This window comes from Streptantibioticus rubrisoli (assembly GCF_024436055.1).
In the GTDB taxonomy this organism is placed as follows: Bacteria; Actinomycetota; Actinomycetes; order Streptomycetales; family Streptomycetaceae; genus Streptantibioticus_A; species Streptantibioticus_A rubrisoli.
In genome coordinates this window covers 1-15,593 of sequence record NZ_JANFNH010000074.1, presented here as the reverse complement: position 1 = coordinate 15,593, position 15,593 = coordinate 1, and the positions used below count along the sequence as shown (strand labels likewise).

Here is a 15,593-nt window from a genome sequence, read left to right as displayed (position 1 = left end):
CACGCTGTTGAGTTCTCAAGGAACGGAAGCTTCCTTCGAGACCGTCTCACCGGCCCCTCCGGGCTTTCCCTTCGGTTTCTCCAGCTTATCAGACCCTTTCCGGCCCGATTCCCGCTGGCGGGATTTCCTGCTCTTGCCTTTCCGGCCTCTCGGCCCGTCCGGCGTGTTCACTACTTTAGCGGATTTCCCCGCCGACTCATAATCGAGCCGACTGGACCGAATTCCGGCATGCCGAAATTGATCCCGAGGGAAGGCCGTGCAGTAGTGGTTTGCCGCAGAGCGGCGGAAGTGGCTGCCGTTGGACCTCCTACGGCCCGCGGCAACTGTTCGACTCTACACCAGGCCCTTATGGCTTACAAGCCGCGCCAGTTGGCTCACCGTGCGCTACGCTGCCTGCCATGACTTCGCGTGCGCTCATCCAGCTGTGGTGGCCCGCCTGACGGCGGCCACCCCTCAGCGCATGCATCCAACGGCCGCCGCCCAGGCGGCCGTTCGCGTTTCAGCTCCCGCACCCGGCCGTCGCGGACGGTGGTCCCCGTATCCAGGGAGACAGGGAGACAGTGAGATGACGCGAATCTTCAGCGGTGTCAAGCCGACCGGCCACCTCACCTTGGGCAACTACCTCGGCGCCGTGCACCGCTGGGTGCAGGTGGACCAGCACCGGGCGGACGCGCTGTTCTGCGTGGTCGACCTGCACGCGCTCACCGTCGAGCACGACCCCGGCCGGGTGCGACGGTTGAGTCGCCAGGCGGCCACCCTGCTGCTGGCGGCCGGGCTGGACCCCGCCGTCTGCACGGTGTTCGTACAGAGCCACGTCGACGAGCACGCCCGGCTGTCGTACCTGATGGAGTGCACGGCCACCGACGGCGAGATGCGCCGCATGATCCAGTACAAGGAGAAGGCGGCCCGTGAGCAGCAGCGCGGTGGGAGCGTGCGGCTGTCGCTGCTGACGTATCCGGCGCTGATGGCGGCGGACATCCTGGCGTACCAGGCGGACGAGGTGCCGGTCGGGGACGACCAGACGCAGCACGTCGAGCTGACCCGGGATCTGGCGGTGCGGTTCAACCAGCGGTACGGGCACACCTTCACCGTGCCGAAGGCGGTGAATCCGTCGGTGGCGGCGCGGGTGATGGACCTGCAGGATCCGACGTGCAAGATGGGCAAGTCGCACGCCGCGACGGCCGGGATCGTCTATCTGCTGGACGAGCCGGACGTGGTCCGCAGGAAGGTGATGCGCGCGGTGACGGACAGCGGCATTGAGATGGCGTACGAGCCCGGCACCCGGCCGGGGGTGGCGAACCTGTTGGACATCCTGGCGGCGTGCACGGGGACTTCGCCGCGGGATCTGGCCGAGGGCTATGACTCGTACGGCGCGTTGAAGAAGGACACCGCGGAGGCGGTGGTGGAGCTGCTGCGGCCGTTGCGGGAACGGCACGCCCAACTGTGCGCCGATCCGGGCGAGGTGGACCGGGTGTTGCGGGAGGGTGCCGAGCGGGCGCGGGCGCTGGCCCGCCCGACCGTGGACGCGGCGTACGCGGCGGTCGGGCTTCTGCCAGCGCTGTAGGCGAGGGGGTTCAGCCGTTCCCGGAGGCCAGTTCGCGGCTGCGGTCGCGGGCGGCCTCCAGGGCGGCGAGCAGGGCGGCTCGTACGCCGTGGTTCTCCAGTTCGCGGATGGCGCTGATCGTGGTGCCCGCCGGGGAGGTGACGGCCTCGCGGAGCTTGACCGGGTGCTCACCGCTGTCCCGGAGCATGACGGCGGCGCCGATGGCGGCCTGGACGATCAGGTCGTGGGCCTGGGCGCGGGGCAGGCCGAGCAGGATGCCCGCGTCGGTCATCGCCTCGACCAGGTAGTAGAAGTAGGCCGGGCCGGAGCCGGACAGCGCGGTGGCGGCGTCCTGTTGGGACTCGGGGACCCGCAGGGTCTTGCCGACCGGTTGGAAGATCTCCTCGGCGCGTACCAGGTGTGCCTCGGAGGCGTGGCTTCCGGCGGAGATGACGGACATGCCCTCGTCCACCAGTACCGGGGTGTTGGGCATGACCCGCACCACCGGGGTGCCCTCGGCCAGGCGTTCTTGGAGGAAGGTGGTGGTGATGCCCGCGGCGGCGGAGATCACCAGGCGGTCGGCCGGAACGTGCGGGGCGAGTTCGTCCAACAGGGCGGACATGTCCTGCGGCTTGACGGTGAGGATGAGGGTGTCGGCGGCCTTGGCCGCTTCGGCGTTGCTCACCGCCTCGGTGCCGTACCGGGTGCGGAGTTCGGCGGCGCGTTCCGCGCGCCGGGTGGTGACCAGCAGGTCGCCCGGGGCCCACCCCGCGCGGATCATTCCGGAGAGCAGCGCTTCGCCGATCTTTCCGGTGCCTAGGACTGCGACTTTCTGGGGCATGCGGTCATCCTCGCATCGGTTGGCGTTCGTCCGCAGGCCGTGGGGGTTGGCGTTTCACCGCCCACCGTTTCTCTCGTCACGGTGTACGCCGTCGTAGCGTTGCCGAGCCCAAGGCCAGCACCAGCAGCGCGCAGCCCGCGAGCACGACCAGGTCGCGCGCCAACGCGCCGGTCACGGACGCCTCCAGCGTGACCCGGGTCATCGCGTCCACCGCGTAGGACATTGGCAGCACGTCGGAGGCGTAGGACAACGCCGACGGCATCGCGCCACGCGGCACGAACAGGCCGCACAGCAGCAGCTGCGGGAAGATCACCGCGGGCATGAACTGGACGGCCTGGAACTCGCTGGCCGCGAAGGCGCTGACGAACAGCCCGAGCGCGGTACCGAGCAGCGCGTCGAGCACGGCGACGAGCAGCAGCAGCCAGGTGGATCCGGCGAGGCTGAGGTGGAGCAGCCCGACAGCGAGGCCGGTGCACAGGGCGGCCTGGACGACGGCGAGCAGGCCGAAGGCGAGCGCGTAGCCGAGGATCAGTTCCGCCTTGTGCAACGGCATCGACAGCAGTCGCTCCAGGGTGCCGGAGGTGCGTTCGCGGAGCGTGGCGATCGAGGTGACCAGGAACATCACGATCAGCGGGAAGACGCCGAGCAGCGCGGGCCCGATGTGGTCGAAGGTCTGCGGGGTGGCGTGGAACGCCCAGTAGAGCAGGGTGATCAGGACGAGTGGGATGCCCAGCATGAGGGCGACGGTGCGCGGGTCGTGGCCGAGTTGGCGCAGTACCCGGCGGGCGGTGGCGAGGGTGCGCCGGGTGCTCATCGGGTCGCCTCCAGGCGGGGTGCGCCGGGTGCTCATCGGGTCGCCTCCTGGCGGGGTGCGGACGGGTCCACGAGGTGCAGGAAGGCGTCCTCGACGGTGTCGGCGCGGGTGCTGGCGCGTAGTGCGTCGGGTGTGTCGTCGGCGAGCAGTTGTCCGTCGCGCATGAGCAGGAGCCGGTCGCAGCGTTCGGCCTCGTCCATGACGTGGCTGGAGACGAGCAGGGTGGTGCCTTCGGCGGCCAGGCGGTGGAAGAGCTGCCACAGCTCGCGGCGGAGCACCGGGTCGAGGCCGACGGTGGGCTCGTCCAGGACCAGCAGCTCGGGCGTGCCCAGCAGGGCGACGGCGAGCGAGGCGCGGGAGCGCTGGCCGCCGGAGAGGCGGCTGACCAGCTGGTCGGCGTGTGCGGTGAGGTCGACCTCGGCCAGGACGCGGCGCACGGTCGACCGGCGGTCGGCGCGGGAGGCGCCGGGGGACAGGACGGTGGCGAAGTAGTCCAGGTTCTGACTGACGGTCAAGTCCGCGTAGACGGACGGCGCTTGGGTCACATAGCCGACCCGGGAGCGCAGCGCGGGATGGCCCGCGGGGTGGCCCAGGACATCGAGTTGGCCGGTGACCTTGGCCTGGGCGCCGACCAGGGCGCGCAGCAGCGTGGACTTGCCGCAGCCGCTGGGGCCGAGCAGGCCGGTGACCTGGCCGCGGGGGACGGCGAAGTCGAGGCCCTTGAGGACGGTTCGGGCACCGCGCTGAACGGTGAGCCCGGCGGCGTGTACGGCCGGTGGAGCGGAATTCATCACATGATGAATAGTGGAGGCTGAGCCCACCGCCGTCAAGGGGGTGGGTCTGGCCCCACCCGAGGTCGGGCGCTGGAGGCAGTGCCACCGGCCCGGCGCGCGCCGAAACTGGTGCCATGAGGGGACAAGGGCGAATACGACGCGGCACCCACGACCATGAGCGGCTGGCCCGCCGGGTCCGGCGCAGCGAGCAGTGGAAGGCGCTGGGGCTGGGGCTGCGGATGTTCCGTAGGTCGCTGGACACCGTGATGCCGCTGGCGGTGGCGCTGACCGCCACCGCGTTGACGTTCTGCCTGGGGCTGGTCTTCCTGGCGCCGCCCGCGTTGCGGCTGACCCAGTGCATGGCCAGGCGCGAACGGCGGGCGCTGGCCGAGGAGTTCGGCATCGAGGTCGCGGAGGCCTACCAGCCCGAGCCGACCGTGGAGGCGCTGCCCGACGGGCGGTACCGGTTCGGCAGGCGGGTCAGGCGCACGATGCCGGGGCAGTGGGAGCTGGACTTCCAGCGGTTCACGACCGATCCGGCGATCTGGCGGGATCTGCGCTGGCTGTCCAGCGCCCTGGTGCTCGGGGCGATGGCGGCGGTACCGGCGGCGCTGATCGGGTACGGGCTGATCGGCCAGCTCGTACCGTTGATCGCCTGGTGGGCGCACCATCCCGGGCAGGGCGACAGTACCGTCTACACCTGGTTCCTGGCCCGGCCCGACGGGCAACTGGCCTGGCCCGCACATGTGTTGCTGGGTGCGGCGTTCTTCGGCGGGCTCGGGGTGGCCCCGGCCTTCGTGCAGACCGCCGGCCACTGGTCGGCGAAGCTGCTCTCGCCGCCGGAGAACGCCCGGTTGCAGCAGCGGGTGCGGCGGCTCACCGAGACCCGGGCCGACGCCCTCGACGCGCAGGCCGCCGAACTGCGGCGCATCGAGCGGGACCTGCACGACGGCGTCCAGGCCCGGCTGGTCGCGATGGGGCTGAACCTGGGCGCTGTCGAGCAGTTGCTGGAGCGCGATCCGGCGGCCGCCAAGGCGCTGTTGGCGCAGTCCCGGGAGGCGTCGGCGAGCGCGCTGCGTGAACTGCGCGGTCTGGTGCGCGGAATCCATCCCCCGGTGCTCGCCGAGCGCGGTCTGGCCGACGCGATCAAGGCACTGGCGCTGGACAGTCCGCTGGCCGTCGAGGTGGCCGAGGACCTGCCGGGGCGGGCCGAACCGCCGGTGGAGTCCGCGGTGTACTTCGCGGTGAGCGAGCTGCTGACCAACGCGGCCCGGCACGCGGCTGCCGAGCGGGTGTGGATCGACGTGCACCACACCGGTGACGCACTGCGGGTGCAGGTCACCGACGACGGCCGGGGCGGCGCCGACGCCTCCAGGGGCAGTGGGCTGCGCGGCATCGAGCGCAGGCTCGCTACGTTTGACGGCGTACTGGCCCTGAGCAGTCCCAACGGCGGACCGACCATCGTGACCCTGGAGCTACCGTGCGCATTGTCCTCGCCGAGGACCTCTACCTCCTCCGGGAAGGGCTGATCCGGCTGCTGGAGGCCCATGGCTTCGAGATCGCGGCGGCCGTGGAGAGCGGCCCCGAACTGCAGCGGGCGCTGGTCGAACTGCGGCCGGACGTCGCGGTGGTGGACGTACGGCTGCCGCCGACGTTCACCGACGAGGGCCTGCAGGCCGCGCTGGCCGCCCGGCGGGAGGTGCCGGGCCTGCCGGTGCTCGTGCTGTCGCAGCACGTGGAGCAGTTGTACGCGCGGGAGTTGCTGGCGGACGGCTCCGGCGGGGTGGGCTATCTGCTCAAGGACCGGGTGTTCAACGCAGAGCAGTTCACCGACGCGGTGCGGCGGGTGGCCGCGGGCGGCACCGCGATGGACCCGGACGTCATCGCCAAGCTGCTGCGCAGCAACGCCCGCGACCAGCCGCTGGCCGCGCTCACCCCGCGCGAGCGCGAGGTGCTGGAGCTGATGGCGGAGGGCCGCTCCAACACCGCTGTCGCGCAGCGGCTGTTCATCAGCGAGGGTGCGGTCAGCAAGCACACCACCAGCATCTTCGCCAAGTTGGGGCTGGCCGCCTCGGACGACGACAACCGCCGGGTGCTGGCCGTACTGGCCTACCTCAACGGGAGCTGACGGAGGTCAACGGCGCTTGCGCTTACCGGAGTTGCGCGTCGCCGGGTTGCCGGTGCGCGCGGAGCGGCGCCGTTCGTACGCCTCCAACGCCCGCTCGTACTCGGCGCGGTGCAGTCGCTCGCCCGGTGCCTCGCGCAGGCAGCGCAGGAAGTACGCCAGCAGCGAGCCGATGAAGCCGATCAGCAACAGCCCGCGGTTGTCACCCCTGGACTCGGCACGGCGGGTGAAGCCGTCCCAGGTCTGCCGGAAGGCCAGCGCGGTGCAGATGGCGAAGGCGGCGATGAACAGGATCTTGACGAAGGAACCCACATCGGCGGTGTCGAAGCCCTGGTAGGCGAAGCGCACCAGGAACGCCCCGGCCGCCGCCGCGAGCAGCGAGCCGACCGCCAGACCGGCCCGCCGCCAGCCGTAGCCGCCGTCATGGTGCACCCAGGTGGTGCCGAAGAACCGGATGGGTTCCGGCCGCGGTCCGCCCTCGTCGCTGCTGCGCTGCTCTGCCTCGCTCACACGGGCAATTGTCACCCGAGCTTGCTGACGTCCCGCACCGCACCCTTGTCGGCGCTGGTCGCCATGGCCGCGTACGCCTTCAGCGCGGTGGAGACCTTGCGGTCGCGGCCCACCGGGCGGTACACGCCACCGAGCGCCGCTCGGCGCTCGGCCAGCTCCGGCTCGCTGACCTTCAGCTCGATGGACCGGTTCGGGATGTCGATGCGGATCAGGTCGCCGTCCCTGACCAGGGCGATCGCGCCACCGGCCGCCGCCTCGGGGGAGACATGGCCGATCGACAGGCCGGAGGTGCCACCGGAGAACCGGCCGTCGGTGATCAGCGCGCACGCCTTGCCCAGGCCGCGGCCCTTGAGGAACGCGGTCGGGTAGAGCATCTCCTGCATGCCTGGGCCGCCCTTGGGGCCCTCGTAGCGGACGACGACGACATCGCCCTCCTTGACCCGCTTGTTCAAGATCGCGTCGACCGCCTGCTCCTGGGACTCCACGACTACCGCCGGTCCCTCGAAGACCAGGATCGACTCGTCCACCCCCGCGGTCTTCACCACACAGCCGTCCACGGCGATGTTGCCGTGCAGCACGGCGAGGCCGCCGTCGGCGGAGTAGGCGTGCGCCACGTCCCGCACGCAGCCGGACTCGGCGTCGGTGTCCAGCGAGTCCCACCGCTCGGACTGGGAGAACGCGGTGGCGGAGCGCACGCAGCCGGGCGCCGCGTGGAACAGCTCCACGGCCCGGGGGGACGGGGAGCCGCCGCGGATGTCCCAGTTCTTCAGCCAGTCGGCGAGCGACGCGGAGTGCACCGCGTGCACGCTCTCGTCGAGCAGCCCGGCCCGTTGCAGTTCGCCCAGGATGGCGGGGATACCGCCCGCCCGGTGCACGTCCTCCATGTGGTACGTGCCGTTGGGCGCCACCTTGCACAGGCACGGCACACCGCGGGAGAGCTGGTCGATGTCGGCCATCGTGAAGTCCAGCTCGGCCTCCTGGGCGGCGGCGAGCAGGTGCAGGATCGTGTTGGTCGAGCCGCCCATGGCGATGTCCATCGCCATGGCGTTCTCGAACGCGGCGCGGCCCGCGACGGCGCGCGGCAGCACGGTCGCGTCATCCTGCTCGTAGTACCGCTTGGTGATCTCGACGACGGTGCGGCCCGCGTCCTCGTACAGCGCCTTGCGGGCGGTGTGGGTGGCGAGCACCGAGCCGTTGCCGGGCAGCGCCAGGCCCAGTGCCTCGACCAGACAGTTCATCGAGTTGGCGGTGAACATGCCGGAACACGAACCGCAGGTCGGACAGGCCGCCTCCTCGATCCGGGCCAGGTCCTCGTCGGAGACCGACTCCGAGACCGCGTCGGACATCGCCGAGATCAGGTCGAGCCCGGTGCGCACCGTGCCGTCCACCAGCACGGCCTTACCGGCCTCCATGGGGCCGCCGGAGACGAAGACCGTCGGGATGTTCAGCCGCAGCGCGGCCATCAGCATGCCCGGGGTGATCTTGTCGCAGTTGGAGATGCACACCAGGGCGTCGGCGCAGTGCGCCTCGACCATGTACTCCACCGAGTCGGCGATCAGGTCCCGGGACGGCAGGGAGTAGAGCATTCCGCCGTGCCCCATGGCGATGCCGTCGTCCACCGCGATCGAGTTGAACTCGCGCGGGATACCGCCCGCCTGCTTGATGGCGTCGGAGACGATGCGGCCCACGGGCGCGAGATGGGTGTGGCCGGGCACGAACTCGGTGAAGCTGTTGGCCACCGCGATGATCGGCTTGCCGAAGTCCTCACCGGCTACGCCCGCCGCGCGCAGCAGCGCGCGGGCTCCCGCCATGTTGCGGCCGTGGGTGACCGTACGTGACCTCAGCTCGGGCACGGGACCTCACTCCTCAGAGTTTCTTGGGGCGCCTTCCGAGGGTACGCCCACCGTGTCGGGATGCGGACGTGACGTCCGCGATCCGGACATGCTTTCGTGCGCCTACTCGGACGCCGTCAGATAGCGCTGGATGGTGGGCGCCACGTACCCGACGATCTCCTCCTCCGTCGCCGAGGCCAGCGGCTCCACCTTCAGCACGTAGCGCATCAGCACCACCCCGATCATCTGGGCGGCGGCCAGCTCCGCGCGCAGCCGGGCGTCCGGCAGGTCCAGCTCGCCCGCCACCTTCAGCAGCACCCTGCGCAGCACGAAGCCGCGCAGCACGCCCGCCGCCGTCTCGTTGGTGACCGCCGAGCGCACCACGGCGAGCAGCGGGGCCCGGGTCACCGGGTTCTGCCATACCGACAGGAAGTACCGGGCCAGCCGCTCCCCCACCTGGTCGGGACCCGCGGCCAGTACGTCGGGCACGCCCAGCGCGGGGGCGAAGGAGACCTCGATCGCCGCCTCGAAAATCTGTTCCTTGGCGCCGAAGTAGTGGTGGACCAGCGCCGAGTCAACCTCCGCGGTCTTGGCGATCGCCCGGATCGAGGTCTTGTCGTAGCCGCGCTCGGCGAACACCGCGCGGGCGGCGGCCAGGATCCGCTCCCGGGTGCCGGAGTCACCGGCGCGGGCGCCGGTGGGACGGCCACGGCGGCGCCGGGTGGGCGTCTCGGGCGGCGGCTCGTGTTCGGTCATCGGGTGCGGCCGACCTCCGCCGCGGAGACCAGGTGCAGCCGGGTGAAGGCCAGCGCCTCGGCCAGATCGGCCTCACGTTCGGCGGCGCACATCGCCCGCCGGGTGTTGACCTCGACCACCACATGGCCGTCGAAGCCGCTGGTGGCCAGCCGCTCCAGCAACTCGGCGCACGGCTGGCTGCCGCGTCCCGGGACCAGGTGCTCGTCCTTGGCAGAACCGTTTCCGTCGGCCAGGTGCACGTGCGCCAGCCGGTCGCCCATCCGGTCGACCATCTCCAGCGCGTCGTTGCGGGCCGTCGCGGTGTGCGACAGGTCGACCGTGAAGTGCCGGAAGTCCTCCCTGGTCGGGTCCCAGTCGGGGGCGTACGCCAGCATCTCGCGGTCGCGGTAGCGCCACGGGTACATGTTCTCCACCGCGAACCGGACGTCGGTCTCGTCGGCCATCCGCCACACGCCCCGGACGAAGTCCCGGGCGTAGTTGCGCTGCCAGCGGAAGGGCGGGTGCACCACGACCGTGGCGGCGCCCAGCCGCTCGGCGGCGCTGCGGGCGCGTTGCAGCTTGGTCCACGGGTCGGTGGACCAGACCCGCTGGGTGATCAACAGGCACGGCGCGTGGACGGCCAGGATCGGCACGCCGTGGTAGTCCGAAAGGCGGCGCAGCGCCTCGATGTCCTGGCTGACCGGGTCGGTCCAGACCATCACCTCGACGCCGTCATAGCCCAGGCGGGCGGCGATCTCGAAGGCGGTCGCGGTGGACTCCGGGTATACGGACGCGGTCGACAGCGCGACCTTGGCGTCCGGCACCGTTACGGCACGGCGCGGGGCGCGATGCGGGTGCGGGTGCGTTGGGTCGGCCACGGGCAACAGCGTACGGGGGCGCTGCCGCTGGGCGAGCGTGATCCCGATTACCCCGGGTGCGGTTGCGGTCCCGGGCACGGGGTTCCGCGTCCGGTGCGGCGCGGCGGGGGTGGCTTTTCCCACCCGCCCGCCCGCCCACCCGATCGGGTGGGCGGGCGGGCGGAGGCCCCGAGTCAGAACGGAAACCCGGAAGCCGAGCAGAACCCCGGAAGCCGAGCAGCAACCCGAACCCAGCGGAACCCCGACCTCCAGCGGGACCCCGAACCCCAACGGAACTCCGAACCCCAACGGAACCCCGAACCCCAGCGAAAACCCGCACCCCAGCGAAAACCCGCACCCCAGCGAAAACCCGCACCCAACAAGCGAAAACCGAGCTCCAGCGAAAACCGAAGCCCAACCGAAACCGAAGCCCAGCGGAAACCGAGCCCCAACCGAAACCGAAGCCCAGCGGAAACCGACCCCAGCAGAGCCCAGGCCCTAGATCCGGTCGAGCCGCCGCAGGATGACCCCCTCCCGCAGCGCCCAAGGGCAAATCTCCAGCTCGTCCAGTTCGAACAGATCCATCGCCCCCTCCGCCACCAGCGCGCCCGCGAGCAACTGCCGGGCGCGCCCCTCGGAGACCCCGGGCAGCATCGCCCGCTCGGAAACCGGCATGTTCGCCAGCCGCGGCACCCACTCCTCCAGCGCCCGCCGCCCGAGCGTGCGCTGCGCGTACAGCCCCTCCGCCGACCGCGCCGCCCCCGCGATCCGGGCAAGCTGCTTGAACGTCTTGGACGTCCCGACCACATGGTCGGGCGTCCCCAGCCGGGAGAACTCCGAGACGGTGCGGGCGATCTCCGCCCGCACATGCTTGCGCAGCGCCCGCACGTCCTCCGCCGACGGCGGATCCCCCGGCAGCGCGGCAGCCGTGAGCCGCCCCGCCCCCAACGGCAGCGAGACCGCCGCGTCCGGCTGCTCGTCGATGCCGTAGGCGACCTCCAGCGAGCCCCCGCCGATGTCCAGCACGAGCAGCCGCCCGGCCGACCACCCGAACCAGCGGCGGGCCGCGAGAAAGGTCAGCCGGGCCTCGTCCTCACCGGACAGCACGGCCAGCTCGATACCGGTCTCCTCCGCGACGCGGCCCAGCACCTGCTCCCCGTTGGCCGCCTCCCGTACCGCGGAGGTGGCGAACGGAAGGACCTCTTCCACGCCCTTGTCCTCGGCGACCTGCTTGGCCTCCAGGATCTGCGCTATCAGCCGCTCGACGCCCGCGTCGCCGATCGCCCCCTTCTCATCGAGCAGTTCGGCCAGTTTCAGCTCCGCCTTGTGGGAGTACGCGGGCAGTGGCCGCGCGCCCGGATGCGCGTCCACCACCAGCAGATGGACGGTATTGGACCCCACGTCGAGCACTCCGAGTCGCATAGCCAAGACGCTAGCGCGATCCGTACGCCGCGGTGACCGGGGGCAGCACCTACCCTGGACCGCGTGGCAAAGGCGGCAAAGGCGAAGAAGCCGAAGAAGAAGCAGCAGCAGCGGGAGACGGCCGACGAGGTCGGCCTGGACTTCCCGCGGGCGTGGGTGGAGTTCCCCGACCCGGCGGATGACGAGCAGGTCTTCCGCTGCGACCTGACCTGGCTCACCTCCCGCTGGACATGTGTCTTCGGCCGCGGCTGCCAGGGCATCGAGGCGGGCCGGGCCAGCGACGGCTGCTGCACCCTGGGCGCGCACTTCTCCGACGAGGACGACGAGGCGCGGGTCGCCAAGCACGCGGCCCGGCTGACCCCGCAGACGTGGCAGCTGTACGAGACCGGCAACGGTCCTGAGGGCTGGGCCGAGGTCAACGAGGACGGCGACCGGCAGACCCGCCGGGTGGACGGCGCCTGCGTCTTCCTGAACCGGCCGGGGTTCCCGGGCGGCCAGGGCTGCGCGCTGCACACGCTGGCGCTGCGCGAGGGCCGCGAGCCACTGGAGACCAAGCCGGACGTGTGCTGGCAGCTGCCCATCCGCAGGACGTACGAGTGGGTGGACCGGCCGGACGACACCCGGGTGCTGGTGGTGTCGATCGGCGAGTACGACCGGCGCGGCTGGGGGCCGGGCGGCCATGACCTGCACTGGTGGTGCACCAGCGCCACCTCCGCGCACGGAGGGGGCGAGCCGGTGTACGTGTCGTACCGGCCGGAGCTCACCGAGCTGATGGGCGAGCCGGGCTACCGCAAGCTGGCGGAACTGTGTGAGGCGCGACTGGCCGCGCAGTTGCCCTTGGTCGCCCCGCACCCTGCGGATCCGGTGTAACCCCTCCCGGGATCCATTCGGGAACCTTTCGGGAACTTTCCGGGGGCGCACCCCCGGCACCCTCCTATGACGCCGATGCCCGAGGGGTCGGCGTCGTGGTGGCGGAGGGTGTCGGGGACGGTTGGCCCTGACCCTCGATAGTGATCATCGCGCCGGAGGGCTCGAAGACGATACGGCCCCGCCAGCGGCCCGCCGGTTCGGCCTGGTGGTTGACCGTGACCGTCACCGTGACGCTCTCACCGGGCCGCAACTGGCCTGCGGTGAGGCTGAGTTGGAGCCAGGCCGCGCTGGTCGACGCGGTCCAGTGCAACGGCGCACCGCCCTCGTTGGTGAGCGTGATCAGCGTGTCGGAACCGGCTGGCTGGGCGCTGAGGGTGAGCCGCCCCGGGCTCGGCGAACCGCTGCCGCTGCCGCTGGAGACCGACGGGGACGGCGAGCCGGGCGCGGACGACGCGCTGCCGGTTCCGCTGGGCGAGGCGGCCGGGCTGCCGGGCAGGGCGCTGGGGCCGCCGGTGCCGTCGTCCTGGCGGCCGGGCCCCTCGGCGGGCCGGCCGTCGCTGCCCGTCTTCTGGTACGTGTAGTCGTCGCCGCCGTTCGCCTCCGTGGCGGAGACCGTGGTGGCGTCCTGGCGCTCCCCGGTGTGCGGGGCGCTGCGGTACGCGGCCCACAGGGCCAACGCGGGGGCGGCCACCACGGCGGCGACCACGGTGGTGGTGACAGCGCGGTGCCGGATCAGTGCCCGGCGGGCGGCCCGGTCCTTGCTGTCCACCGGGAAACCGCGCCGGTCGAAGTGCGGTACCGGGCGGTGTCCGCCACCGCGCATGGCGCGCAGCGAGTGCTGCATCGCGCTGTGCGCGGCCTGCCGTGGCGCCTCCAGGACCGCGAGCACGGCCGGAGTGGCCGTACCCGGCCACGGCCCGGCGGAGACCGCCTGCTCGGCGGTGAGGCGGCAGGCCGGGCACTCGTCGACGTGCCGTACGAGTTCCCGGCGCAGCGCGGTGCCGAGCAGCACCTGGGTGTCCCCGGCGAGCCGGGCGACGGCCGGGCAGCTGCCGAGTTCCACCACCGCCAGCGCGGTACGGGTGCGTTCGATCTCGCAGGCGGCGCGGGAGAGCAGGGCGCGGGCGACCTCCTGGTCCATTCCGGTGACCATCGCGATCTCGCGCTCGGAGAGCTGGTGGCGGACCGCGAGTTCGATGGCCTCGCGCTGTTCCGGGGTGGTTCCGGCGGCCTCCGGCCAGGCGAGGGCGGCGAGTTCGCGGCGGCGCTCCTGGGCGGCCTGCGGTGAGGTCTCCGGTGAGCCGACGGCGGGGCGCCCCTCGGCCAGGCGGCGCAGGCAGGCCCAGCGGGCGATGGCGTACAGCCAGGGGCGGCGCAGTTCGGGGTCGCGCAGCCGTCCCCGGTAGCGGTCGGCGACGGCGAGGGTGTCGCCGAGCGCGGCGATGGCGGTGTCGCGTTCGCACAGTACCGACAGGCAGTAGGTGAACAGCCCGTCCAGGTACGGCTCGTAGGGCGAGGGAGCGGGGCCGGGCGCGGGGCGGGTGGCGCGCGGCACCGCCCGGTGTGCGCCGGTGATGGTGGGGGGCGACTGGGGGTGTTCGGGCCTGCTCATCACTGGGCGACGGTAGGGCGGGGATTAGCGCCCTCCCACCCCTGATCGCAAGGTTTAACCCTTTCGGGTGCACTTCACCCGCGAAGAGGGACATCCGCTTGGGCCATATGGGTGACCCGCCACCACGTCAACCGCGCACCGGCGCACGCCCCGGCGGGTGCCGGTGCGTCTCCGGCGTGGCCCAGCGAACGAGCCCCGGAAAGGACTGTCAGACCCCGGCGCTACGGTGGCGGTCATGGCTGCCCGTACGCGTACCACCGCCAAGGACCGACCGTCCTACCGCTGCACCGAGTGTGGCTGGACCACCGTCAAGTGGGTCGGCCGCTGCGGGGAGTGCCAGACATGGGGCAGCGTCGAGGAGTACGGCGCCGCGCCCGCCGTGCGCACCACCGCGCCGGGCCGGGTCACCGCACCGGCCCGGCCGATCGGGCAGGTCGACGGGCGGCAGGCGACCGCGCGCGGCACGGGCGTACCGGAGTTGGACCGGGTGCTGGGCGGCGGCCTGGTGCCGGGCGCCGTGGTGCTGCTGGCGGGCGAGCCCGGGGTGGGCAAGTCGACGCTGCTGCTGGACGTGGCGGCGAAGGCGGCCAGCGGCCAGGCCAGGACGCTGTATGTGACGGGAGAGGAGTCCGCCGGGCAGGTGCGGTTGCGGGCGGACCGGATCGGCGCGATCAGCGACCATCTGTACCTGGCCGCGGAGACCGATCTGAGCGCGGTCCTCGGCCATCTGGACGACGTCAAGCCCGCGTTGCTGGTGCTGGACTCGGTGCAGACCGTGGCCTCGCCGGAGATCGACGGCGCGCCGGGCGGGATGGCACAGGTGCGCGAGGTGGCGGGCGCGCTGATCCGGGCGTCCAAGGAGCGCGGGATGTCCACCATCCTGGTCGGCCATGTCACCAAGGACGGCGCGATCGCGGGGCCCCGGCTGCTGGAGCACCTGGTCGACGTGGTGCTGCACTTCGAGGGCGACCGGCACGCCAGGCTCCGGCTGATCCGCGGGGTGAAGAACCGGTACGGCGCCACCGACGAGGTGGGCTGCTTCGAACTGCACGACGAGGGCATCACGGGGCTTGCCGACCCCTCCGGGCTGTTCCTGACCCGGCGTGCCGAGCCGGTGCCGGGCACCTGTCTGACCGTCACGTTGGAGGGCCGCCGCCCGCTGGTGGCCGAGGTGCAGGCGCTCACCGTCGCCTCGCAGATCCCCTCGCCACGGCGGACCACCTCGGGGCTGGAGACCTCACGGGTGTCGATGATGCTGGCGGTGCTGGAGCAGCGCGGCCGGATCCACCAGATCGGCAAGTGCGACATCTACAGCGCCACGGTGGGCGGGGTGCGGCTGTCCGAGCCGTCCGCCGACCTCGCGGTGGTGCTGGCGCTGGCGAGCGCGGCCAGCGACACACCGCTGCCCAAGAACCTGGTGGCGATCGGCGAGGTGGGCCTGGCCGGTGAGGTCCGGCGGGTCACCGGTGTGCAGCGGCGGCTGGCGGAGGCGGCCCGGCTGGGCTTCACGCACGCCCTGGTGCCGCAGGATCCCGGCAAGGTTCCGGCGGGCATGCGGGTCACCGAGGTGGCCGACGTCAGCGAGGCCCTACGGGTCCTTCCGGCCCGCACCCGTTAGCGGCCTCCCGCCGGGGGCGCTGGAAATGCCCACCCGCCCAC

Annotated in this window: 14 protein-coding genes; 5 read left to right on the top strand and 9 right to left on the bottom strand. The window is 72.0% G+C overall.

From position 1 onward, the window contains the following. The first annotated feature begins 565 nt into the window (after positions 1 to 565). Positions 566 to 1,564, top strand: a complete 999-nt coding sequence (gene trpS / locus NON19_RS32230) for a tryptophan--tRNA ligase (RefSeq protein ID WP_255932822.1) — start codon at positions 566 to 568, stop codon at positions 1,562 to 1,564. A 10-nt stretch (positions 1,565 to 1,574) separates the two neighbouring features. Here trpS and proC read toward each other — a convergent pair whose 3' ends face one another. From proC to NON19_RS32215, 3 genes are all read right to left on the bottom strand, one after another. Then, positions 1,575 to 2,384, bottom strand: a complete 810-nt coding sequence (gene proC / locus NON19_RS32225; protein ID WP_255932821.1) for a pyrroline-5-carboxylate reductase — start codon at positions 2,382 to 2,384, stop codon at positions 1,575 to 1,577. Positions 2,385 to 2,460: 76 nt separating this feature from the next. Continuing rightward, positions 2,461 to 3,234 (bottom strand): ABC transporter permease, encoded by a 774-nt coding sequence (locus NON19_RS32220; RefSeq protein WP_255932820.1) that lies wholly within the window; start codon positions 3,232 to 3,234, stop codon positions 2,461 to 2,463. Beyond that, positions 3,231 to 3,989 (bottom strand): ABC transporter ATP-binding protein, encoded by a 759-nt coding sequence (locus NON19_RS32215; protein ID WP_255932819.1) that lies wholly within the window; start codon positions 3,987 to 3,989, stop codon positions 3,231 to 3,233. Before NON19_RS32215 ends, NON19_RS32220 begins: the two co-directional genes overlap by 4 nt. A 116-nt stretch (positions 3,990 to 4,105) precedes the next feature. On the opposite strand from NON19_RS32215, the gene NON19_RS32210 reads away from it, so the two are divergent. After that, the gene (locus NON19_RS32210) at positions 4,106 to 5,500 is read left to right on the top strand and encodes a sensor histidine kinase (protein ID WP_255932818.1); all 1,395 of its coding nucleotides are present in this window, start codon (positions 4,106 to 4,108) and stop codon (positions 5,498 to 5,500) included. Beyond that, positions 5,452 to 6,099, top strand: coding sequence for a LuxR C-terminal-related transcriptional regulator (locus NON19_RS32205; protein ID WP_255932817.1), 648 nt, complete (start codon positions 5,452 to 5,454; stop codon positions 6,097 to 6,099). Before NON19_RS32210 ends, NON19_RS32205 begins: the two co-directional genes overlap by 49 nt. A 6-nt stretch (positions 6,100 to 6,105) precedes the next feature. Here NON19_RS32205 and NON19_RS32200 read toward each other — a convergent pair whose 3' ends face one another. From NON19_RS32200 to NON19_RS32180, 5 genes are all read right to left on the bottom strand, one after another. Then, positions 6,106 to 6,606, bottom strand: a complete 501-nt coding sequence (locus NON19_RS32200) for a hypothetical protein (RefSeq protein ID WP_255932816.1) — start codon at positions 6,604 to 6,606, stop codon at positions 6,106 to 6,108. 11 nt (positions 6,607 to 6,617) lie between these two features. Continuing rightward, entirely contained in the window at positions 6,618 to 8,459 is a 1,842-nt protein-coding gene (gene ilvD / locus NON19_RS32195) for a dihydroxy-acid dehydratase (RefSeq protein ID WP_255932815.1), read from the bottom strand. Between the two features lie 102 nt (positions 8,460 to 8,561). Next, positions 8,562 to 9,194 carry a TetR/AcrR family transcriptional regulator gene (locus NON19_RS32190; protein ID WP_255932814.1) on the bottom strand — a complete coding sequence of 211 codons (633 nt, stop codon included), beginning with the start codon at positions 9,192 to 9,194 and terminating at the stop codon, positions 8,562 to 8,564. Continuing rightward, a complete protein-coding gene (locus NON19_RS32185; RefSeq protein WP_255932813.1) occupies positions 9,191 to 10,051 on the bottom strand; it encodes a sugar phosphate isomerase/epimerase family protein in 861 nt (286 codons plus the stop codon). The genes NON19_RS32190 and NON19_RS32185 overlap by 4 nt, the downstream gene beginning before the upstream one ends. A gap of 477 nt (positions 10,052 to 10,528) precedes the next feature. After that, a complete protein-coding gene (locus NON19_RS32180; RefSeq protein ID WP_255932812.1) occupies positions 10,529 to 11,452 on the bottom strand; it encodes a Ppx/GppA family phosphatase in 924 nt (307 codons plus the stop codon). Positions 11,453 to 11,515: 63 nt separating this feature from the next. On the opposite strand from NON19_RS32180, the gene NON19_RS32175 reads away from it, so the two are divergent. Then, positions 11,516 to 12,322, top strand: coding sequence for a DUF3109 family protein (locus tag NON19_RS32175; RefSeq protein ID WP_255932811.1), 807 nt, complete (start codon positions 11,516 to 11,518; stop codon positions 12,320 to 12,322). Positions 12,323 to 12,386: 64 nt separating this feature from the next. Here the strand turns inward: NON19_RS32175 and NON19_RS32170 are convergent, their stop codons facing one another. Next, entirely contained in the window at positions 12,387 to 13,934 is a 1,548-nt protein-coding gene (locus NON19_RS32170; RefSeq protein WP_255932810.1) for a BACON domain-containing protein, read from the bottom strand. Positions 13,935 to 14,169: 235 nt separating this feature from the next. Between NON19_RS32170 and radA the strand changes: the two genes are divergently transcribed. After that, complete coding sequence (radA, locus tag NON19_RS32165) at positions 14,170 to 15,552, top strand: DNA repair protein RadA (RefSeq protein WP_255932809.1); 1,383 nt, start codon at positions 14,170 to 14,172, stop codon at positions 15,550 to 15,552. Positions 15,553 to 15,593: the final 41 nt, after the last annotated feature.